This window comes from Burkholderia sp. HI2500 (assembly GCF_002223055.1).
GTDB lineage: Bacteria > Pseudomonadota > Gammaproteobacteria > Burkholderiales > Burkholderiaceae > Burkholderia.
Map to the genome: position 1 here is coordinate 621,550 of NZ_NKFL01000007.1, position 22,939 is coordinate 644,488.

14 protein-coding genes are annotated in these 22,939 nt (G+C 66.1%); 5 read left to right on the forward strand and 9 right to left on the reverse strand.

What is annotated here, in order from left to right:
• Nucleotides 1-22: 22 nt before the first annotated feature.
• The 5 genes from CFB45_RS35100 to CFB45_RS39225 form a co-directional block, all read right to left on the reverse strand.
• Complete coding sequence (locus CFB45_RS35100) at nt 23-2,353, reverse strand: putative bifunctional diguanylate cyclase/phosphodiesterase (RefSeq protein ID WP_089429696.1); 2,331 nt, start codon at nt 2,351-2,353, stop codon at nt 23-25.
• A 53-nt stretch (nt 2,354-2,406) separates the two neighbouring features.
• On the reverse strand, nt 2,407-4,506 hold the full coding sequence (locus CFB45_RS35105; protein WP_254600118.1) for a putative bifunctional diguanylate cyclase/phosphodiesterase: 2,100 nt from the start codon (nt 4,504-4,506) through the stop codon (nt 2,407-2,409).
• 517 nt (nt 4,507-5,023) lie between these two features.
• On the reverse strand, nt 5,024-6,721 hold the full coding sequence (locus tag CFB45_RS35110) for a M4 family metallopeptidase (protein ID WP_089429698.1): 1,698 nt from the start codon (nt 6,719-6,721) through the stop codon (nt 5,024-5,026).
• A 638-nt stretch (nt 6,722-7,359) separates the two neighbouring features.
• Nucleotides 7,360-7,668 carry a hypothetical protein gene (locus CFB45_RS35115; RefSeq protein WP_179255142.1) on the reverse strand — a complete coding sequence of 103 codons (309 nt, stop codon included), beginning with the start codon at nt 7,666-7,668 and terminating at the stop codon, nt 7,360-7,362.
• Nucleotides 7,668-7,916: a hypothetical protein gene (locus CFB45_RS39225; protein ID WP_179255143.1), complete on the reverse strand. Its 249-nt coding sequence runs from the start codon at nt 7,914-7,916 to the stop codon at nt 7,668-7,670. Before CFB45_RS39225 ends, CFB45_RS35115 begins: the two co-directional genes overlap by 1 nt.
• 510 nt (nt 7,917-8,426) lie before the next feature.
• Between CFB45_RS39225 and CFB45_RS35125 the strand changes: the two genes are divergently transcribed.
• Nucleotides 8,427-9,521, forward strand: a complete 1,095-nt coding sequence (locus tag CFB45_RS35125; protein ID WP_144025263.1) for a hypothetical protein — start codon at nt 8,427-8,429, stop codon at nt 9,519-9,521.
• Between the two features lie 237 nt (nt 9,522-9,758).
• Nucleotides 9,759-10,289: a toxin gene (locus CFB45_RS35130; protein WP_089429701.1), complete on the forward strand. Its 531-nt coding sequence runs from the start codon at nt 9,759-9,761 to the stop codon at nt 10,287-10,289.
• 23 nt (nt 10,290-10,312) lie between these two features.
• Here CFB45_RS35130 and CFB45_RS35135 read toward each other — a convergent pair whose 3' ends face one another.
• The gene (locus tag CFB45_RS35135; protein WP_179255144.1) at nt 10,313-10,720 is read right to left on the reverse strand and encodes a VOC family protein; all 408 of its coding nucleotides are present in this window, start codon (nt 10,718-10,720) and stop codon (nt 10,313-10,315) included.
• Nucleotides 10,721-11,141: 421 nt separating this feature from the next.
• Complete coding sequence (locus tag CFB45_RS35140; protein WP_089429702.1) at nt 11,142-14,756, reverse strand: YadA-like family protein; 3,615 nt, start codon at nt 14,754-14,756, stop codon at nt 11,142-11,144.
• A 1,140-nt stretch (nt 14,757-15,896) separates the two neighbouring features.
• Here CFB45_RS35140 and CFB45_RS35145 point away from each other — a divergent pair.
• Nucleotides 15,897-16,703 carry a response regulator transcription factor gene (locus tag CFB45_RS35145; RefSeq protein ID WP_089430125.1) on the forward strand — a complete coding sequence of 269 codons (807 nt, stop codon included), beginning with the start codon at nt 15,897-15,899 and terminating at the stop codon, nt 16,701-16,703.
• Between the two features lie 21 nt (nt 16,704-16,724).
• Here the strand turns inward: CFB45_RS35145 and CFB45_RS35150 are convergent, their stop codons facing one another.
• Nucleotides 16,725-18,917 carry a TonB-dependent siderophore receptor gene (locus CFB45_RS35150; RefSeq protein ID WP_089429703.1) on the reverse strand — a complete coding sequence of 731 codons (2,193 nt, stop codon included), beginning with the start codon at nt 18,915-18,917 and terminating at the stop codon, nt 16,725-16,727.
• A gap of 397 nt (nt 18,918-19,314) precedes the next feature.
• On the opposite strand from CFB45_RS35150, the gene CFB45_RS35155 reads away from it, so the two are divergent.
• A complete protein-coding gene (locus CFB45_RS35155; protein WP_089429704.1) occupies nt 19,315-20,271 on the forward strand; it encodes a mannuronate-specific alginate lyase in 957 nt (318 codons plus the stop codon).
• 25 nt (nt 20,272-20,296) lie between these two features.
• On the opposite strand, the gene CFB45_RS35160 is transcribed toward CFB45_RS35155, so the two are convergent.
• A complete protein-coding gene (locus tag CFB45_RS35160) occupies nt 20,297-21,322 on the reverse strand; it encodes an AraC family transcriptional regulator (protein ID WP_089429705.1) in 1,026 nt (341 codons plus the stop codon).
• Nucleotides 21,323-21,675: 353 nt separating this feature from the next.
• Here CFB45_RS35160 and CFB45_RS35165 point away from each other — a divergent pair, with 353 nt between their 5' ends.
• The gene (locus tag CFB45_RS35165) at nt 21,676-22,923 is read left to right on the forward strand and encodes a dienelactone hydrolase family protein (protein WP_089429706.1); all 1,248 of its coding nucleotides are present in this window, start codon (nt 21,676-21,678) and stop codon (nt 22,921-22,923) included.
• Nucleotides 22,924-22,939: the final 16 nt, after the last annotated feature.

Below are 22,939 nucleotides of genomic sequence, written 5' to 3' on the forward strand. Positions count from 1 at the left end.
GCCGTGGCCGTCCCGCCGCCGCTCACGCCTGCCTGGCCGTGGCCTGCGCCGCCAGCGCGGCCCGCTCGATCCAGCGGATGGCCGGCGCATCCTGCTCGCCCGGCGCGGGCTTGCCGATCAGGAAGCCCTGCACCTCGCGGCAGCCGGCATCGGTGATGCACGCCAGTTGCTCCTCCGTCTCGACGCCTTCCGCGACGGTCGTCACGCCGAGGCGCTTGCCGAGATCGGCCACCGTGCGCACGACGGCCGCGCAGTCCGGGCGCGTGACCGCATCGCGCACGAAGCTGCCGTCGATCTTGATCTTGTCGAACGGGAACGCGCGCAGATGCGCGAGCGACGAGAAGCCGGTGCCGAAGTCATCGAGGGCGACGCGCACGCCCATCGAACGCAGTGCGCGCAGGTCCGCGATGGCCTTGCCCTCGTCGTGCAGCAGCGCGGTTTCCGTCACCTCGATTTCCAGCCGGTCGGGCGCGAGGCCCGCGCCGGCCAGCGCCGCCGCTAAGGTCGGCGCAATCGTGCCGTGGCCGAGCTGCCCCGCCGACACGTTGACGGCAACGCGCGCACCGTCGGGCCAGCGCGCCGCCTCCCGGCAGGCCTGCTCGAGCACGAAGCGGCCGAGCCGGTCGATCAGGCCGCCGCGCTCGGCCACCGGAATGAAGCAGCCCGGCGAAATCCAGCCGGTGCGCGGATGATGCCAGCGCAGCAGCGCCTCGCGCGCCGTGATCTGGCGGGTGAGGACATCGACGATCGGCTGGTAGAACACGTACAGCCCCTGGTTCTCGTCCAGCGCGACGCGCAGCTTCGATTCGAGCGCGACCCGCTCCTGCGCGCTCGATTCCATGTCCGGCGAGAACATCCGGTAGGTGCCCTTCCCGGCTTTCTTGGCCGCATAGAGCGCCATGTCCGCGCGGGACAGCAGCGCGCCGGCGTCGTTGCCGTGATGCGGCGCCAGCACGCAGCCGATCGATGCCCCGATGCGGAACGGCCGGTCGGGCGACGGCGCATAGGGGGCGACGAGCGTGTCGACGAGCCGCGCGGCCGCACCCATCGCGCGGTCCGCGTCGGTGTCGCGCAGCAGCACCGCGAATTCGTCGCCGCCGATGCGCCCCAGCATCATCCCCGGCTCGGGGCACTGCCCGCGCAGGCGCTCCGCGACCTGGCGCAGCACCGCGTCGCCGGCCGAATGCCCGCACGCGTCGTTGATCAGCTTGAAGCCGTCGAGGTCGATGAAAAGCAGCGCGAGCAGCTTGTCCGAGCGGCGCAGGCTCGCGTCGAATTCGGCCAGGAAGGTCGCGCGGTTCGGCAGGCCGGTGAGCGAATCGTGATGCGCGAGCTGGTGAATGCGCGCCTCCGCCTCGGCCTGCTGCGTGACGATCGACCACGACAGCATCGGGCCGATGTAGCGCCCCTGGGCGTCGCGCACGGCCGAGACCTGGATGTCGAGCACTTCCGGCCCGAGCGGAATGCGGGCGCGATGCGGCAGGTTCGCCGGATCGGCGAGCAGGCGGCGCTGGTGCTGCGGGTGCGGGTGGAAGAAGTCGATCGACGCGCCAAGCGCGTCGTCCGCGCGGATCGGCAGCAGGTGCTCGATCGAGCGCAGCAGGTTGCGCGACGTCGCGTTCAGGTAGTTGATGCGGAACGTCTCCGGGTCGGCCGTCATCACGGCCACCGGCATGTCGTCGATCATCCGCATCAGCCGCGTCTGCGCCTGCTCGCGCAGACGCGATTCGTCCTGCGCGTCGACGGTGCGCAGGACGCTCCGGTAGTTGACGGAGATGACGGCGATCAGCGACGCCGACACGAAGGCCATGTTGACCGCGGTGGCGACGAGCGTCGGCTGGCCGGTCGAGATGAAGAACACGATGAACGCGACGTTGACGATCAAGGCCACGCTCAGCGCGGCCGTCCGCAGGTACATCAGGCTGAAGACGCAACCGATCATCGTGATCGCCATGTAGAACGCCACCTGGGCCTTTTGCCACGCATCGCCGTACGGGAACAGCAGCAGCGCCCAGGTGGTGAACGTCACCGCGACCGGGATCACCAGCCAGTTCGTAACCGTGAGCGCACGCATCACGGTGTCCGGCGTCGGCTCCAGCAGCCGGGTGCGGTGCCAGTGCAGCAGCCGCGCGAGCGCGGCGAGCGTCATCGCGGCCGGCATCGCGACCGACAGCCACCACGGCGTGCTGCCGAGGTGCGTGACGGCAAGGCTCCAGGTGCTCGAGATGAGGATCAGGTACGACACCGGGATCTGGCCGGCGAATACCCGGTATTGCGCCGCGAGCAGGTCCGGGTTCCGGGCCGGCGCCGCGAGGCTTGCCAGTCTTGCCATCCGTGCGTAGAGGATTTTCATGTGAGCCTGCCGGCGGCAACCCGGGGGCGGGCTGCCGTGTCCGGCGTCGAGGGTTACCCGCGCGGATCCGGGTCGAGATCGGCCGCGACGGCCGATTCGGACGCAGGAACCGCCGTGCGGACGCGGTTGCCGCCGGTCAGCGCAATCTGCCCGCTGCCGACGATCTCGTTGAGGGGGGCGGGCCTGCCGAGCAGGAAGCCCTGCGCTTCGTCGCAGCCTTCGTCGGCCAGCAGCGCCAGCTGGTCGTGCGTCTCGATGCCTTCGGCCAGGATCGGAATGCCCAGGCTCTTGCCGAGCGCGAGCACGGCGCGGATGATCGCGCGATCCTGCGGTTTCGCTTCCGCGTCCGCGACGAACGACTGGTCGAGCTTGATGCGGTCGAACGGGAACGAGCGCAGCGTGTCGAGCGACGAATAGCCGGTACCGAAATCGTCGAGCGCGATGCTCACGCCCAGCGCCTTGATCTGCCGCAGCGTGTCCAGCGCACGCTCGCGGCTGGCGAAGATCGTCGATTCGGTCAGCTCCAGCTGCAGGCGCGACGCCGGCAGGCGGGTGGCTTCGAGCACGTCCGCCACGAGCGCCGTCAGGTCCGCGTGCATGAACTGCACGGCCGATACGTTCACCGCGACCGCATAGGGCGGCTCCCACGTGGCCGCCCGCGCGCAGGCCTCGCGCAGCACCCAGGCGCCGATGTCCAGGATCACGCCGTTTTCCTCGGCGAGCGGAATGAACTCGGCGGGCGGAATCGTGCCGAGCGTCGCGTGCTGCCAGCGCAGCAGCGCCTCGTAGCCGCGGATCTCGCCGGTCGCGAGCGACGTCTGCACCTGGTAGTGGATGCTCAGCTGGTTGTCGGCCACCGCGCGGCGCAGGTCGGCCGCGAGGCTGCGGCGCGCGCGGACGATCAGGTCCATCGCCGGCTCGTAGAAGCAGATCGATTGCGCGATGCTGCCCTTCGCGCGGTACATCGCGAGGTCCGCGTTGTTGATGAGGATGGCCTTGGTGGCCGCGTCGTCCGGATAGATGGCGACGCCGAAGCTCGCACCCGGCACGACCTCGTAGTCGTCCAGCCTGACCGGCTTGTAGAGTGCCGGCTCGAGCCGTTCGAGCAGATCCATCAGGCGCGTGTCGTCGTCCATCCGGCAAAGCGCCGCGAATTCGTCGCCGCCGATGCGGGCGACGAATTCACCTTCGCGCAGCAGGTTCGTCATGCGGCGCGCGAGGATGCGCAGCACCTCGTCGCCGGCGTGGTGGCCGCGCAGGTCGTTGATTTCCTTGAAGCGGTTCAGGTCGATGCCGATCAGCGCGAGCTTCGTGCGTTGTTCCTGCGCAAGCGCGATTTCGAGGTCGAGCCGCTCGTTGAAGCTGGCCCGGTTGGGCAGGCCGGTCAGCATGTCGCTCAGCGCCAGCCGGCGCAGGTGTTCGAGCGATTCGGCCCGCACGTTGCTGTCGATCACGTAGCTCACGAGCCCCGTGCAGACGATCACGAGCGACGTGCCCGCGACCGCCAGCGCCAGCGGACGCATCTCGCTCATGTCGGTCCAGTTGCCGTCGAGCATCAGCGGCGTGATGCGCAGCGCGGACATCCCGGTGAAATGCAACGCGAGGATCGCGAGCGACAGCACGCCGGCCATCTGGTTGACGGCGTGCGGCGACGGCCGCATCGCGAGGTGCAGCGCGAGCGCGGCGAGCGTCATCGCCAGGACCACCGACGCGACCAGGTAGCCGACGTCCCACGACACGATCCCCTCGACCCGCCACGCGAGCATGCCGGTGTAGTGCATCAGCACGATCGCCACGCCGACGATCGCGCCGCCGAGCGCGGGCGCGACCTTGACGATGCGACAGGTCGTCAGCGCGAAGCCGATCGTGCTGCCCACGACCGCGATGAGCAGCGACACGAGCGTGAGCGGCAGGTTGAAGTGCACGGGCGCGCCGGCGTCGAAGCCGAGCATCGCGATGAAGTGCGTGCACCAGATCGCCACGCCGGCCGAAATGGCCGTCAGCACCTGCCAGCCGAGCCGCTGCGTGCCGGAGGTGTTCACCGTGCGCTGGAACAGGCGCGCGGTGACCCACGAGCCGCCTCCGCACAGCAGTGCGGCAAGCAACACCAGCCAGTGGTTGTGCCGATGAACGATGCACCCGAAAACTGTCACCAAAACCTTTCTTCCCCTATCCGTCGCATGGGCCGATGCCATGCCCGATCGACGCAGCGGGGGGCAATGCCGCTTCGATCAGGCGCGCCCTCCAGATATCGGCATGTGATGAATAAACTGAACGCCGCGTGGCCGGGCGCAAACGATTGCACGACAGATATTTTTTTGGGAAAAAGTGCCGGAACGAGACGGGATGGGGGAAAGGAGATTCGGGCTGCGGCGGAGGCCGAGCACATCGCGCTCGAATGGCACACCACCGGACAGGTGATCGATTGGACGGAACGCGTTCCGACGAACGGCGCGACGGGTGACGCGTCGCGGCGAGATCAGCAGGATAGACGGCGAGTGTCGTGAAAGCCGGCCGCCAAAAAATCGACCGCCTGCAATCGCAGGCGGTCGATCAACGGCTGCCCTTCATTCGCCCGGGCGTCACGTGGCTTCGACCGGTTCGCCCTTCGCCGAAGCGAAGGGTTCACCACGCGCGCGCCGGGCGTTCAATGCGCTCACACAACCGCCATCAATTCACTCCGACCGCACTCCACGCGCGAGCGACCGCCGCGCTTTCGGCCGAGTTCGTGCCATACAGGTCGTTCGCCGCCTGGATCGACGCACGACGCGCGTTCGGGTAGCTGGAGTTGGCGTTCAGATACACGGTCAGCGTCCGGTACCAGATCTTCCCGGCCTTCTCGCGGCCCACGCCGCTGAAGGTCGTGTCGCCGTTGCACACCAGTTGCGCCTTCGTCAGGCCGGTATCGGTCGACGGCACCGTCGGGCCTTCCGCGAGCAGGTAGAACAGGCGGTTGCCGACGCCCGACGTGAAATGCGGATCGTGGCGCGGATTCGACCACGAGAATCCGCCGGACGGGTAACAGCTGAACGACCGGCCGTCGAGATCCTGCTTGTACATCTTGCGCAGGCCGCCGCTCACCACGCGCGCACCGATCACGTAGTTGCCGGGATCGTTCGGGTTGTTGGCGTAGTACTTCACGAGCGTGCCGAAGATGTCGGACGTCGACTCGTTCAGGCCGCCCGCGTCACCCGAGTAGTTCAGGTTGGCCGTGGCCTCGGTCACGCCGTGACTCATCTCGTGTCCGGCGACGTCCACCGACACGACCGGTTTCGGCAGGCTGGTGCCGGGTTGGCCGTCTCCATACACCATCACGTGCGAATCCAGCCATGCCGCATTCGCGCCGGTCGTGCCGCTGCCCGTGTTGAACACCACGTGTGCATAGCTCTTCACGCCGCGGCCGTCATTGAAGATGCCGTTGCGGTTGTGCGTCGTCTTGTAGTAGTCCCAAGTCAGCGCGAGACCATAGTCGATGTCGGCGGCGACTGTCTGCCGGTCGGTGGTCGTATTGTTGCCCCACACGTTCGTGCTGCTCGTGAAGATCGGCAGGTCGGTCGCCTGCTCGACGTCGTCCGAGGTCAGCCCGCGGCCGTCGTAGACCGAGCCGGAGCCACGGCTCGGATCGAGCATCCGGTACGCGTTCGTGCCCGTCTGGTCCGTGGTGAGCGTCAGGTTGCCGTAGTACAACGAGCGGCCGGTGCCGGTCGCGGCCGCCGTCTTGATCAGGTCCTGCGCGTCGAGCACGGTGCCGGTGCGCGCATCGACGTAGTACAGCACCGCGTCGCCATGCACATCGGTCGCCTTGCCGTACACGCGCACCGCGTAGGCCAGCGTCGGCGTGACGTCGCGTGCGAACACGACGAGTTCCGCGTCATCGACGCGGCGCACGTCCGAGTTGAAACGCGCGGCCGCGATGCGCTTGACCCGGGCAGCGCCGATGTCGGGTGGGTTGCGTACGACCGCGCGGTCGCCGACCTTGCCGATCGTGCCGGCGAGACTGATCGGCGCGAGCTGGGTCACGCTCGCCTGCTTCAACTGCCCCTTGCTCGAATGGACGACCACGTCGCCCCCGATCACGGGCAGGCCCGCGTAGAAGCGGTCGAACCGCACGTGCTCAGTGCCGTCGGGGTCGACGATCACGTCGCGCACCTGGAACTGATCGCCATCCGCCGGCGCGCTCGCCTGCGGCCCTGCGAACTTCAACGTGCGTGCTGCGCCGCCGGCTGCGAGGCTGAAGGCGGACGGGTTCTGCTGGATCAGTTGCAGTGCCTTGTCGACCGTAGCCGACGGGTCGCCGGCCTGGGCAAAAGCACTGAGACTCGCGACGGTAATCGCGGAGATGGACAGCAGACGAGACAGTTTCTTCATGTAATCCCCCGGCTTATAAGTGGGTGATGTTCGAGGAATGCATCAAGTACAGACTTTGATGTAAGACATGTCACGAACCGCAGAGGGATGCTAGAGGGTCATTTTTATAATTACAAGATATTTTCTGACAGTTTATTTTTTACTGTCATCGTCGTTAATCGAGTCATTGTTTGGTGAGAAATTTGAAATGATCTCGTCGGCCGCGATGGCGGGATCGACAAGGTTGCATCGGGGGAATGTGTCGGAGAGGCTGGCGCTGCCTGGGAAAGACCGCGCGTGGCGCGGGTCGGGCAGGACGAATGAGGTAAAGCCGGGGGTAATGCTCCAGACACTAGTTGCTTTATTAAATATTTATTTTGATTGTTGCCATTGCCGGCGCGCCAATGAAACTTTTAATGGCCGTTCGATTCTCGATTTTGACGACAATGCCTTTGAATTCGTAGTGAAAACCTGCCGAGCGGCGCACGAGGTAATGCTTTCTACGAATCTTTCGCTTGAGCGGCGCGGCGCAACCCATCGGATGTGCACGTCACACGTTCTCTTGCATCGGAAGGCTCATGCCCAGTCAGCGGTTGCGCACGCGGTTGTTGCCGAGGAACGCGCGTGCGGCCGATGCACTATTCACTGACGTCCGCTGCCTAGCCGGCCCTCACCTTGAACCGCACCACCAGCCACGTCAGCGCGCCCAGCACGAACACGGCGAGCGTCCACGTGCCGCCGTGGTGCTGCAGCACCGCGGCCGTCGCCGCGATGCCCGCCAGTCCTTGCTGCAGGAAACCGCACAACGCCATCGCATGCGCGCCGTGTTCGTGCGCATTGCTGACGGCGGTCGCCATGCTGTTGGGAAACAGCACCGCCTGGCCAAAAATCGCGAGGCAATACAGCGCGATGAAGATCCACAGGCCGCCGAAATGATCCAGCCGGCCACCCAGCCAGGACGCCAGCATCAACGTGGTTGCGAGCGCAACCAGCGCGGCACCGGCAGCGCCGCGCCGATCACATAGGCGGAGATGGACAACTCGGCGCCGCCTTGCGTCATCTTCAGTTCGCGCATGACGACAGGCAGTGACGGCAGGTACACCGTCGTCGCCATTTGCGCCATGAAGACGACCAGGCAGGCCAGCGCCATCAGCGACGCAGTCGACGCGGCCGGTTCGCACGGTGTACCGGCGGCAAGAACGGGTTTGTCGCTCATGCCAGCCCCCGATTCGCTCGAGACGCGGGCCTGGCCGTTACCCATCCGTGCACACATGACGGGTTGCCGTCACGGGTGCTACGCACATGCATGCTGTCCCGCAACCCGGGTTCGGTCGCCATCGTTTCTCTCTCTTGATCTTGTCGGGGTTGGCCGCCGCGGTGTGCGGCAGGATTGTCGTGGCTGGTCGTACAAAGGCGCAGGCAGCGAACAGCCGACTTCGATGTCACATTCAAACGGCCATTGCGGGACGCCGAGACTACCCGGCCCGGACACGTCTGCTCGCCCCCCCGATACAGGCGCTGCCGGCACGCCGCGCCGCGTAATCACGTGTAATCGATTCTGGAAAAAAACGGTCCTATATTGGCGTCACTCTTTCGCCATGCGCCTGACTTCAGGCGGGTCGAACAGAGCCAATCAAGCGCCGGTCGCCGTTCGATCAACCTCGAGACTGACGGGGGAGAATTCAACGCTCCCGTGCGTAACGTTCGAATCAATCAGGAGAGCATCATGCCAGACATCTTCATCTGGAAGCCCAATGAAAACCAGACATACAGCACGGCGGGTACGAATGAAGTGAGCGCCCCTTCCTTTGACAAGGAAGCCGGCAAATCCTTCTCGATGATCGCTCCCGCCGGAACGTTGACGCTGCTGTCCCGGCAGTCGTCGGTATGGGGCGGAAGTTTCGACAACGACATCCCGCCCGTTGAAATCGATCTTCGTAGCGGTGCCCTCGTGATGCGCGGCATCTCCGGCGATGCGCGCGGCGTCGATTTCACGATGGGCCCGTATCCGCACAAGCTCATCGGTCACCCGTTCGTCAACTTCAGGATCGTCGACGCCGCGTTCGAGGCCAGCCGTTTCGATACGGTGAATGCGGGCGGCCTGGTCCCGCCGTTGCTCGGCATGTATATCGACCTTCTCCTCGATCTGGAACTGGCCGGCGCCAGCCGCTATGACGTCTCCTGCCGGTTGTACGCCAGCACCAAGAAGCTGCGTGTCCAGGGCCAGTCCGCGGTGAATGTCCGTGCCGAAGAGATCGTGCTGACATTCAGCGAGTATGCCGTTCTGCCGGCGGCGCTGCCCCGGGTTCCGGGCAACGATTACTCGCTGCACATGGAATCGACGGGCGGCAAGATGGAGATCGCCGAATCGCGTCTCGCGTTCGGAAGGCGTGCGAAGAGCGCGATGACGAGCAAGCAGATTACGTTGCGCAAAAGCGTGCGGGTCTGGGCTCAGGACGATGCGAATGCGAAGTTCGTTACCGACGCGGTCGAGTTTTACGACAATGCGTCGACGGCAACGTTTTCCATCTCGCACAACGCCAACGTGGAATTCGATACGTATTCCGGCGGAAAACCTTTCGATTTCCTGGGCAACAAGACGTATCCCCAGGGGTTGTTCAACTTCCAGTCGACACCCGAGTCCAAGGCGACGGGCAAGTTCACCTTCTACGGCGCCGGCAGCGCGTTCGACCAGTCGGCGATGCTGCACAAGCAGGTCGTCGCCATCGACGGAGTGCCGCAGTCGAACGACCAGCAACTCCGCTTCGAGTACGTTCGCGTCGGCAACACGCAGAACATGGTGGTGTCGCTCAAGAAGTAACCGGAAGGGTTCCGTCTTCAGCCTGCGTGTGACGGGGCCGGGCAACGGCCCGTCAGGCTGATTCGACGTTGACCAGGCTGCCCCTCCAATGCAGATGGGTTGGCGGAGCAAGCCTGGGCATCGCGAAGATTCAACGATGAACCGCGGCATTCGAGGGGCCGCTTCCTGCATGAGGCACGCATGGGGCACGCATGGGGCACAATACGCAGCTTCAAAAATTCAACCGCGGTCAAACCCATGCGCTTCATCGTCGTTGGAACCAGCGGAGCGGGGAAATCCACCTTTTCCAGCGCGCTGGCGGCAGCAGCCGGCTGCCCTTGCATCGAGCTGGATCGACTCTACTGGGGCCCCGGCTGGACAGCCGTGCCGCCGGAACAGTTCGAGAGCGCCGTGCTGGCCGCGACCGCCGGCGACCGCTGGGTCGCCGACGGGAACTACAGCGCCGTGCGCGACGTGCTCTGGTCGAGAGCCACGCACGTGGTCTGGCTCAACTTCGGGCGACGGACGGTGTTCTCCCGGGTGCTCTGGCGCACGTTGAGCCGCGGGCTCATGCGCACCGAGCTTTCTCACGGCAACCGCGAGTCGCTGCGGATGGCATTCTCCCGGGAGTCGGTGCTGCTGTGGTCGTACACCACGTTCGCCAGGAATCGCATCAAGTTCGCCGCCCTGCGAGACGACCCGACATTCGCGCATCTGCACTGGACGGAAATCACCCGGCCTTCGCACACCCGCGCGGTCATCGACAGGCTGGCCCGCGCCAGCGGCTGAGCGCGGCGCGACGCTTACCTGCGTCAGTCATCGAACGTGCCTTGATATGCCGGCGCGGCATCCGCGCGCGTGTTCAGTTCGAACATCACGCCGCCCGGTGCGCGGCAGAAGAAACGCGAACCGCGCCCGTTGTTGAAGACGTCCGTCACCATCTCGACGCCCTCCTCCCGGAAGCGCTCGAACAACGTGCGAACCTCATCGAGGCTCGGCAGTTCGAACCCGACGTGGAAATTCGCCGGCCATGCCGACCTGTCGTCGCTGACGTGATCGATCACCACGTCGAAGCCCGGGCGCTTGAGGATCCAGGATTGTTCCCAGCTTCCCGCGATCGTGAAACCGAGGTGCCGCTCGAAGAATCGGGCCGTCGCCAGCGTGTCGGCCGACGGGAAGCTCAGGTGGTTGAGCTTCATGGTTTGCGTAATGGCAGTCATTGCGAGTCCCTGTCATGCGTGGATCGGCGGAGGCCCCATGCCGTTCCGCCCGACGCATTCAGAATACGAGCCGGCGCTCACGTTCGACAACTCGCATTCGTGGCACGTCCGGACCGCCCGCGAACCCGCATGAAACCGGGGGCCGGGGCGCCGTTGCGATCGCCGTGGATCGCGCTATTCGCATTCGGCCGGGATGGGCCTGCCCCCTCGTTTCGCTGTGTTTGCCGCGCGAGCCCCGGGCACAAGGCAAGCGGCAGGGACTGCCACACGCGCTCGGCGCATCCCTGTCGCTTTGCGTGACGCATCAAGCGTCGATGGCCCGAGGGTGACAAACCCACCCCGGGCCACGGATTTCCCGCCAGTGCCGGACATCACGACCGCTGCCCGGCACCACCGGTCAATCGGTGCTGCACAGATGACGTCAGAACTGGTAACCCGCGCCCACCACCGCGCCGAAGTCCGAACGCGTGTTGCCCGTCACCGACGCCTTGACGACCCAGCGGTTGCTTTCCGTCACGTACGAGTACCCGGCGGCGAAACCCTGCTGGCCGTGATAGTTCGACGTCGCCGCCGAAACCATCGAGCGGCCCGCGCCCGTCGGTTGCGGCAGGCCGGCCACGGCCATGGCCGATGCCACGCCGCCGTACATGTCCTTCTTCAGGTCGTTGAACGAGTTGTACACCTGGCCGATGCGCTGGTCGGTGTAGCCCTTCGCCTGATTCGACGCGGCCGACAGGTTGTCGTTCAGCTGCTGCACGTTCACCGCGTCGGTCGGCGCGGTGCCGGCCGCGACGTTCGTGACCTGGCGCTCGCTGCCCTTCGCGCCGACCGAGAACGAATTGTCGCGATCGGCGACGGAGCCCTGGCCGACCGCCACCGCGTTCTTGCCGGTTGCCGTCGCCGTCGACCCGATCGCACCCGCATCGGCTCGCGCGATCCACGTGGTGTTCGCATCGGTCGCCGCCGCGCGGATCTGGTCGTTGGCCGCGACGTTCTTCAGCGCATTGTTGAACTGGCCCATGTTGACCGCGTCGTTGTTGTTCACGCCCGCCGCGACACCGGTCAGCACGCGGTCGCCCGCCGTGCCGGAGAAGTTCACGCTGGTGCCGCCGGTGTCCTTCCCGACCGTGATCGCGCCATTCGGATCCTGCTGCTGCACGAGGCCGGCCTTGCCGTTCGCGATGTTGGTCACGTTCCCCTGCAGGTTCGTGATGTCGGTCGTGTTCTTCGCGACCTGCTGGTTGGTCGCGTAGAGCTGCGAGCCGTTCACCGCGTCCGTGCTGGTTGCGCTGAGCGTCCCCGCCTGCACGTTGGTGATGCGCGTGCCGCCGGCGCCGCCGAGGGTGATCGAGTTCTTCGAGCTGTCGTCGTACTGCACCGCGAGCGCGCCGAGCTGGTTGAGACTCGACTGCACGCCCTTCAGCTGCTTCACGTTCACCGCGTCCGTATCGTCGGTGCCCGCGGCGACGTTCTTCAGCACGACGGCCGCATTCGTGTCGCCGCCGATCAGCGAAACCGAATTCAGCCGGTTGCCGTTCGTGTCGACATCGTACTTGACGACGTTCTTCACGGCCTCGCCCGCCTGGTTGGACACCTGCGTGATCTGCTGTTCGAGCGACGACTTCACGCCCGACAACTGGCCGCCGTTCACCGCGTCCGTGCTGCCCGCGGCGATGTTGCCGTCGGCCACGTTCGTCAGCTTCGTCGGTGCGCCGCTGCGCGCCGCGTTGTAGGCGCCGGCCTTCGGGTCGAACTGGAGCGCGTCCTGTTGCAGCCCGGCGATCGCGGCCGTGTTGCCGGCGATGTTCGTTTCGGCGTTGCCGATGCGCGTTTCGTGATTCTCGAGCGTCGTCGTGTTGCTGCCGACCCGGCCGTCGAGGTTCGTGAGTGCGTCGCCGACGTTGTTGAACGAGCCGCCGCCGACTTTATAGGCCGGCGCGCTGATCGAGCCGTCCGGATTCGCCGTTGCACCGCCGCCCAGCGCGGCTGCGGTGCCGTCGCTCGCGCGGCGCAGTTGCGCGCCGTTCACCGCGTCGGTGCTGCCGGCCGCGACGTTGCCTTCCGCGATATTGGTCAGTCGCACCGGGCTCCCGCCGTTGCCTGCACCGAGCGAAACCTGCTTCTTGCTCGCGTCGTCGTACTTCACTGCGAGCGCATCGAGCTGGCTCGTGCCGTCCTGAATCGCCGCGTTCAACTGGTCGACGTTGACCGCGTCCGTGCCGTTCTTGCCGGCCGCGACGTTGCCGATGCGTTGCGGGCCGTTGCCGCCGTGGCTCGCGTCGTATGCGCCGAGGTTCGTGTTCCATAGCAGCGCATCCTGCTGAAGCGCGGCGATGTTGCCCGTGTTCGTCGTCACCTGGTTGCCGAGCGTCGTCACGTTGTTGCCGACGGTCGTGATCGACTGGTTCAGCGTGTCGGTGGCCTTGCCGAGCTGCCCGACGTTCACGGCGTCGCTCGCGGCAACACCGTCCGCGACGTTGTGCAGCGCGACCTGCGACTGCGCGCCCTTGCCGCCGAGCGTCACGCCGCTATGTGCATCATCGTCGTACTGCACGGCGTTCTTCGTCGCATTGCCGATCTGGTTGTTGATCGACGTGCTCAGGTTGCCGAGCGTCGTGCTGATGTTGTTCGTCACGCTCGTGCTGAGCGACGACAGGCCGCCGTTCAGTTGGCCGACGTTCACGGCGTCGGTATTCGCGACACCGGCCGCGACGTTGTGCAGCGTCGTGCCGTTCGTGCCGGCAAACGTCACCGAGTCGAAGCCGCTCTGCCCGTCGTACTTCACGTTGCGTGCATCGGCCGCCTGCAGGTTGCTGATGTTCGTGGTTGCCGTGCTCAGCGACGTGTTGATGCCGGTGACGCTGGCCTGCAGGTTCGCGATGTTCGACGCCGCCGTCGAGATGGACGTCTGCAGCGGCGCGACGCTGCCCTTCAGTTGGCCGACGTTGACCGCATCGGTGTCGGCGACGCCGGCCGCGACGCCGTTGATCGTCGTGCCGTTGGCGCCGTCGAGTGCGATCGCCGCATGCGAATCGTCGGTGTATTTCACGACGTTCTTCGTTGCGGTCACGATGCTGGTGCTGAGGCTGTTGCCCACGTTGGTCACGCGCTGGTCGACGTTCGAGATCGTGGTCGACAGCGAATTGCCGACCGACGTCACGCGCGCGTCGACCGTGGCGATGCTCGTGCTGAGCGTGCCGTTCACGTTCTTCAGCTGCTGGACGTTGACGGCGTCCGTATCGGCCGCGCCTGCCGCGACGTTCTTGAGCTGGCGCTCGTTGCCGATCGCGCCGAACGACACCGCGCCGCCAACCGGCGCGGCCGTGCCGCCGAACACCGGCGTGCCGCCATTGTTCGCGCCGACGCTGCCCGAACCGATCGCCACCTGGTTGTTGTCGTTCGTCTGCGCGCCAGCACCGATCGCGACGGATTGCGTGCCGCCGGCGCGCGTCTGGGTGGCCGCGTCATACGACGCGCCGGCCGACACGCCGTCGCTCGACGTCGGGTTGGCGCCGCCGATCGCGACCGAACGATCGCCGCTGGCCAGGGCCGAGTGGCCCAGTGCGATCGAGCTCGTGCCGTGCGCATCGGCGACGTTGCCGAGCGCCATCGAGAAATCGCCGACCGCGGCCGACTGGCGGCCGATGGCGAGCGCCGTGTTGCCTTGCGCGACGGCTACCGTGCCGATGGCCGTGGCCGAGTTCGCCAGCGCCTGCGCGCCGACGCCGACCGCGATCGCGCCGCCGCTGCTGGTGCCGCCATTGCTGCTTGCGTTCGACTGGTCGCCGATCGCGATGCCGCTGGTGCCGGCCTTGGCGTTCGTGCCCATCTTAACGTTTGCCGTGCTTACCGCCACGTAGCTCCCGCTCTTGGTCGCGACGCACAACGGGTTCGTGCCGTCGATGCACTGACCGCTCAGCGCGTTGTCCGGGTTGCCGCGATCGACGAAATTGTCCGCATGCGCGGCGCCCGAGATCAGCACACCTGCACCCGTGAACATGGCGGCGGCAAGCGCCGAAATCTGCTTCCTCTTCATGGTCTTCTGCTCCGTTTTGTAGCGTTTGGTTTGAATACGGACTACTTAGTTTTGTTGAAGACTTCAGCTGCGACTGCGATTGCGATTACGACTTCAGTGCGGAACCCGATGCCCGTGCCCGACTCGAGCGTGCCGAAGACGGCGCGCATCGTCCGCCCGTGGCGACGGGACGTTCGAAAGCGCGGGCCCGTCGTTCGTGTGACGGCCCGTTCCGTTAATCCTGGTGATGCATTAGGAATGCATATCGTTTTATATGGGCTAATTCGCCCAGCGACTGAATCCGGAGATTCAATCCGCCGTTATGGACACCCCTGATTTGATGTCGCGCTGACCGCGACCCACCCCACTTCTTTTATTTCATCCACGGCAACCGGATTTTCGCTTGCGCGCAACGGACATGCGCTCGGAGTCACATCAATTGATGCCTCGGATCCGAATCGCACAACGTCCGTCACAATCCGCCGTGCCTTGCGTTGCTCGGTGCAACCCTGCACTCAAAGTTCGGACGAATTATGAGACACGAATTAAAATTATTGAAGGTGGCATTCTTTATAGATTGTAAAATTCAATATATTCAAATAGTTGCGCTAAAAACGTGCATCTCTCAAACGATTTCGCGCCATCTAAATTAATCGAGATGTTTTGTCGGGAGGATAAAATCTTTGCTGAGGCGGATTAAAGAAAAATTCCTCAAAAGATTTCCCCAAAAATATTTCTGAACTACGCGACCGCACGTGGCGGCGCCAAATGAAAATGGCGGAAATGGACAGGCACCGGTGTGCCGCACGCCAAACACGAATCACCATACAAGCTGAAGCAGCTGAAAAACGGATTGAAGCAGATAGAGTCAATGCGTCTGGCAAGAATTGAAATATGCCCCTACAATTCGGCTCGCATCGATACCGGCAGTCGCGCACTTTTCAGCGCGCGACGCCGGCAACGCTTCGCGCCTTTACCGGGTCAGTGATCAAAACCCGCCATGCAAGGCATTACGCCGACCGGTTGTCCGTCGTGTAGCGGGGCGAAATTCGAATGTCGATGCGCTTGTACGTCGCCATCGAGCAGCTTCCGACGATTGATCCGAACCGGGCCGGCCACCCGCAGGAACGCAGCCAGCAGTCATTCCAGAACAGGTGCACGATGCATCCATCGATCTCCGCATTGGGCGACGCCCATATCCTGATCGTCGACGATCAGCCCGACCAGCTTCGCTTGCTGATCGACATCCTGCGCGGCACGGGGTGCCGGATCAGCATTGCGTCCGACGGGCTGCAGGCGTGCCAGCGCGCGCAGGCGCTCATGCCCGACCTGATCCTGATGGATGTCCGCATGCCGCGCATGGACGGCTTCACCGCATGCCGGCTGCTTGCCGCTGATCCGCTGACGTGCGCGATTCCGGTGATTTTCCTGACCGTGGCCGGCGCGTTGCACGAGCGCCTCGAGGGGTTCGACATCGGCTGCGTCGACTATGTGGTCAAGCCGTTCGAGCCCGCCGAAGTGCTCGCGCGGATTCGCGTGCAGCTCGCGCGCGAGAAGCGCGAGCGGCCCGTCGACATGGAAAACCCGTTCGTGGCCGGCAAGGACGACGACATCATCGTGCGCGCGGCGATCCGCCACCTGGCACGGACGCTGAACGATCCGCCGACGGTGGAGCAGCTGGCCCGCGCGGTCGGCACGCACGAAAAGCGGCTGTCACGCGCGTTTCGCGACAATCTCGGCCAGACGGTGTTCGAGTACTTGCGGCACGAGCGGCTGCGGATCGCGCAGGACCTGCTGGATTCGACGTCGCTCAGCATTGCCAGCATCGCGAAGGAGATCGGCTTTTCCACGCCGGCGAATTTCGCGACCGCATTCCGCGAACGTTTCGGCCTCACGCCGACCGAGTGGCGGCGCCAGCGTCACGCCGGCGAACGCGCCGTGCGCCGGGAGCCGCAACGCGACGCGTAGGCCCGCTGCGCGCGTTCGCGCCTACCAGTTGTATTTCGCGGTGGCCAGCACGGTTCGCTCGTTGCCGAACACGCAGACGGCGTACGACTGGCAACCGCTCACATAGCTGCGATCGAACACGTTCGCGACATTCAGCGCGAATCGCCAGTGCGGCATCTCGTAGTGCAGCGCCAGGTCGACCAGCGTCACGCTCGGCACGGTCAGCGAGTTGTCGGGTGCGCCGGCCGACGCGCTCTGGTAGCGCACGCCACCGCCGACCCCGAGGCCCGACAGGATACCCGTGCGCCAGGTCCAGTCGGCCCACATCGACGCCATCTGCCGCGGCAGCGGCACCGACACCGGCCAGTGGTTCAGCGACGCGTCGTTCGCCTGCACGTTCCTGACGTCCTGATACACATACGACGCGACGACCGACAACTCGCGGGTGACCTTGCCGACCGCGCTCAGCTCGATCCCGCGCGAGCGCACCTTGCCGGTCTGCACGGACGTCGTGCCGGTCGGGTCGAGACTCACCGGTGTCGGCGTCGCGACGTTGGTCTGGTCGATCTGGTAGACGGCCGCACTCAACAGCAGGTTCTTGCCGGGCGGCTGCCAGCGCAACCCGGCTTCCGTCTGCTTGCCGCGTGTCGGCTTCGGCAAGCCGCCGCCGACCATCCTCACGCCGATGACGGGATCGAACGACGTCGAATAGCTCACGTACGGCGACAGCCCGGCGTCGCCCTGATAGGTGAGCCCGACGCGCCCGGAGAACGCACTGACGTCCTGCCGCGCCTGCGTGCCGGCCGTCCGGTCGTCGAACCGCGCATTGACGAAATCCTCGCGGCCGCCGAGCGTCAGCGTCCAGCGCCGCCAGCGGATCTGGTCCTGCGCATACACGCCGAACGTGTTCATCGCCGTGTACTGGTCGACGTGGCCGAGCGACGTCGGGCCGGAGAAAATCGCGTCCGTGACGGGCCGGTAGACGGGGTGATACAGGTTGAGCGACGGCGCCAGCGCGAGCCACACGCTGTTGGTCGTCGTCTGCCGGTCATATTGCGCGCCGAGCAGCAGCGTATGTTCGAGCGGCCCCGTGCCGAAGCGCGCCTGCGCGTGGTTGTCGATGTCGAACCGGCTGTAGTTGAGCTGGAACAGCCCCGCATAACGCATCATGTTGGTGCTGCTGCGGGGCACGTAGCCGATACCGAACACCGTCGCGTCGTCGAGCGACAGGTGCGACCAGCGCACGTCCTGGTGCAGCGACCAGATCGCATTCACGCGGTGCTCCAGCGCGTAGCCGAGCGACCACTGCTTCTTCCGGTAGTCGTTGAAGCCGGGGGCGCCCATGTAGATGTCCTGCGACAGCCGGCCATTCGGGTTCGGCAACACGGTGCCCGACGCCGGTAGGAAGTTCGACGAAATATCGCTGCCGTCCTGCAGGAACGTCGCCGATAGCGTCAGCGACGTATCGGCGGTCGGCCGCCATCGGAACGACGGCGCCAGCGCGACGCGCCGGTCGCCGTTCGGGCCGGTGACCGCGTTGCCGTCGCGCGCCACGCCGACGAAGCGGTACGCATAGCGGCCGTCCGGATCGAGCGTATCGCCGACATCGAGCATGAATTGCTTGCGCGCGTCGTTGCCGATCTGCACGCCGGCTTCGCGGACGCGCTCGCCGTCGGCGAGCTTCGTGTGCGCGTCGACGATCGCGCCGGGTTCGCCCGCGCCGTACAGCACCGAGGTCGGCCCGCGCAGCACGGCGATCGAGTCGATCGTGTACGGGTCGACGCGCCAGTTCGCGATCACGGCCGTATTCGGCGCGGCGACGCCGTCGACGTACAGCGTCGGCGTGAAGCCGCGCAGCGCCGCATACCAGTCGGTGCGGCTGTCGGCGCCGAACGTCGCGAATCCCGGCACGTAGCGCAGCGCCTGGTTCAGGTCGGTCGCGCCGGTCATCTCGATCTGCTGCGCGGTCACGAGATTGATCGTTTGCGGGATCTCGGCCACCGGCGTGTCGGTCTTCGTGCCGGCCGTGGTGCGCAGCCCGACGAGCCCGCTCGACGCGCCGTCGGCCTTCCCGGTCACGTCGATCGTCGGCAGCACGGCCGCCGCCGCGCCGGCCAGCGGCGTGACTGCCGCACCCGATGCCTGCGCGTGTGCGCCGCCCGCCGCCGCCACGACCCACGCGCTTCCGGCCGCGATCGCCCTCGCGCGTCGCGCCGCACCCGTCCCCGTTACCATCGTTCCTTGCTCCGTCGTGCTGGTGGCCGATTCGGCCCGATCGCGGCGCGACGCGCCGTCGGCGTCCGCCCTGTGTTGTCTTCTTGGCGATGCAGGTTGCGCGCGAGTCGGCATGCACTGGCCCATGGCGTCGGTCGCGAGCGCAGCGATGATACCGGGCGAATAGGGCGCAGTCTCAAAAAAATGCGTCGTCGGCCGGCGCCGGGCAAGGCGGATGAAAGACGGGGACGCTAGACTGCGTGCGCGACGGGAAGCGGCCGCGGGCTGCACGGCCCGCGCGCATCAACGGGGTTCGTCGTGCCTGGGCGGCCGCGCGCGTCCTGCGTCGCGAGGTTGTCCGCCCCCGGTTCGGCTTCCGTGTTTGCCACGTCATCGTCACGTCACCACCGAGGACCGTATGCGCCGCCTGTCGACTCGCCCCCTGTTCGCCGCGTGGCTCGCGGTGAGCGCACTTTGCTGGGCCATGCCGCCGGCCGGCGCCTGTGAGGTCCCGGCGGCCGTCACGACGATCGATCCGCCCGGCTACTATGACGACGCCGCCGGCTATGCGCGCGCCGTGAAGCCGATGCGCGATTTCATTTCACGGCTCAATGCGTCGGCGGACAAGGGTGACTGGTCATGCGCGGTGAGCCTGCTGGAAAGCTGGGCGCGGGCCGACGCGCTGATGGGCCGGATCACCGGTTACCAGGGCGACTACGAGCGCTCCTGGGCCGGCACCGACTTCGCGATGGTGATCCTGCGCATGCCGCGCGACGTGCGCGACGCGAACCGCGCCCGGTTCGACGCGATCGATCCGTGGCTCGAACGTATCGCGACCGCCACCCGCGATGCGCAAGCGATCAACCACCTGCACAACAACCTCGTGTACTGGGCCGGACTCGACCTGATCGCCATCGGCACTGTGACCGGCAACGCGAGCCTCGTCGATTCGGGGCTGCTGCGGGTACGCGAAGGCATCCGCGACATCGGCCCCGACGGTTCGCTGGCACGGGAAGTCAAACGCGGCAACCGCGCGCTGCACTATCACACGTTCGCGCTGCTCCCGCTCGTGTTCGCGGCGGAACTCGTGCAGCGGCGCCATATCGATCTCTATCGGGAAAACGACGGCGCGATCGGCCGCCTGGCGAACCTGGTCATCAACGCGGTCGACGATCCCGCCAGCTTCACGGCCATCACGCCGGTCAGGCAGGACCTGTTTCCGTGGACGTTCCGCGATGAACTGAGCTGGGTCGAGCCGTACTACGCGCGCTTTCACGACGCGCGGCTGCCGGCGATCATCGCACCGCGCCGCCCGTTCACCGAATGGCGGCTCGGCGGGAATGTGACGGCAGTCTGGGGCGTGTCGCTGCCGTAGCGGGAGCGGCCTGCCGCGTGAACCGCTAGGCGCGCCCGCGCCGCATCCTGAGCGTCGCCGACGGCGACTCGCCGAACGCCCGCTTGTACTCGATCGCGAACCGCCCGAGGTGCGCGAAACCCCATTTCAGCGCGATGTCCGTCACCGACGCGAGCCCCGGCGACGCGTCGGCCAGCAATTCCTCGCGCACATGTTGCAGCCGCAACTGCCGCACGAAGCCCATCGGCGTGGTGCCGTGGCGATGACGAAAGCCGGCGAACAGCGTGCTCGGGCTGACGCCGGCGAGTTCGGCGAGCCGTTCGATCGTCAGCGGCTCGTCGAGATGCGCGCGGATGTAGTCCTCGACGCGCCGCACATAGAACGGCGCAATCGCCACCGGCAGGTGCCGCGTGCCGTTGCGTGCGCTGTTCGGGTGGCCGTGCAGCAGCAGGTTGAGCAGCGTCGATTCGAGCTGCTCGAACGCGAGCGGATGACGCAGCGGATGCGCGTCCGTCGCGATCGCGCCGGCGAGGATCGGCAGCATCTGCATCAGACACGCGCCCTGCGCCGACGACAGGCTGAATGCCGGCTCGAATTCGACCGGCGCGCGCCGGTCGTCGCCGAAATGCCGCTGCGCGTGGCGCTCCATCACTTCGCGCTCGATACGCAGGATGACTTGCGGACATGCGTCGCCCCAGCGCATCTTCAGCGGCAGCGTCGGCGAGATCAACGACGCGGTGCCCGGCGACGACACGAAACGCGCCGAGCCGCACTCGATCTCCGCGTCGCCGCGCAACGGGATCTGCAACAGGAAGAAGTGCTCGAGCGGCCCGGGCTCGATGCTGACGCCGCCGCCATAATCGAGCAGGTTCAACGACAGGTTGCCCCAGCGCGCGTGATGCATGCAGCTGTGCAGCGCGCGCGATTCGCCGGTCGGCGTGAGCCGGTGCGGCTTGAAGACGTCGGCCACGCGTGCGCGCACCTCGTCGACGTCGTTCGACTGCAGCAGCAGGTTGTCGTGATTGAAACAGGCCGTATCCGGCAACCAGCCTGTTCCGGAAAATTGCGCCATCGCTGTTCTCCCGTCATGCTCCATTGCACTCGCGCCGTGCATGCATTCCCGATGTGGGGGCATCCGCCGCACGATCCGGATAGCGCCCGGAGTATCCGGACAGTCCGGCCGCCCAAGCGCGCAAGTCCTGCATACATGACGCAAGAAGCGGGCCGTTCGCGCATCGTAGAAAACTGTGCGGGGCTTCCGCATCCGCACATACCCGCAGTCAGCCGCGCGCCCGCCCATGCGCGGCGGCCGGTGCAACAGGTTTCCGGAATTCGCGGATATCGGCCGAAGAAAGCGGATAGAAGTGCCCATTTCGTCCGCCAATACTGGGTCCGTCGCAGCAAAAAACTGGAATGGAGGGACATATGCAAGGACGTCACATCGAGATTCCGTCGCCGGACGGCGGCACGTTTCGCGCCTACCTGAGCACGCCGGCCGGCGGCAAGGGACCGGGCATCGTGCTGTGCCACGAGATCTTCGGCGCGAACGCGACGATGCGGGAAGCAGCCGACTACTACGCGGAGGAAGGCTATACGGTGCTCGTGCCCGACCTGTTCTGGCGCCAGGCGCCGGGGATCGAACTCGGCTATGCGGGAGCGGATGCCGAACGCGCAATGGCCCTTTACCGCGAATACGACGAGAACAAGGGTGTCGAGGATGTTGGCGCCACGCTGGCCGTGCTCAGGCAGCTTCCCGAATGCACGGGCGGAACCGGCGTGCTCGGCTACTGTCTCGGCGGCAAGCTCGCGTATCTCGCCGCGTGCCGGCTGCCGGACGTGGCCGCGGCGGTCAGCTACTACGGCGTCGGCATCGAGCACGCGCTCGACGAGGCGTCGCACCTGCACGGCCGGCTCGTGCTGCAGATCGCGGGGCAGGACCGCTTCTGCCCGCCCGACGCGCAGCAGCGCATTGCTGGAGCGCTGGCCGGGCGCGACGGCGTCGAAGTGTACGTGTATCCCGGGGTCGATCACGCGTTCGCACGCGCCGGCGGCGATCATTTCGACAAGGCCGCCGCGAGCATGGCCCATCAGCGCGCGATCGCCGCGTTCCGTGCCGCGCTCGGCCCGCACTACGATCTGTCCACACTGTGGGAAGCGCATCTCCAACATGAATTCGACACGCGCAACGTCGATGCCACGATGGCGACGATGGTTGCCGAACCGTACGTCAACCATATTCCGACGCTGACGGGCGGCGTCGGCTACGACGAGCTCAAGCGCTTCTACACGCATCACTTCGTGCATGCGAATCCGCCGGACACGACGATCACGCCGATCTCGCGCACGGTCGGCGCGAGCCAGATCGTCGACGAGCTGCTGTTCTGCTTCACGCACACCACCGAGATCGACTGGATGCTGCCGGGCGTCGCGCCGACCGGCAAGCGCGTCGAGATTCCGCTCGTCGCGATCGTCAAGTTTCGCGGCGACAAGCTCTATCACGAGCACATCTACTGGGACCAGGCGAGCGTGCTCGTGCAGGTCGGCCTGCTCGATCCGGCCGGCCTGCCGGTCGCGGGCGTTGAAACGGCCCGCAAGCTGCTCGACGAAACCGTGCCGTCGAACGGGCTGATGCGCCGCTGGCAGGACAGCGAGCCGTCGTCGGGCACGCATTGACACAACACCTTCCCCC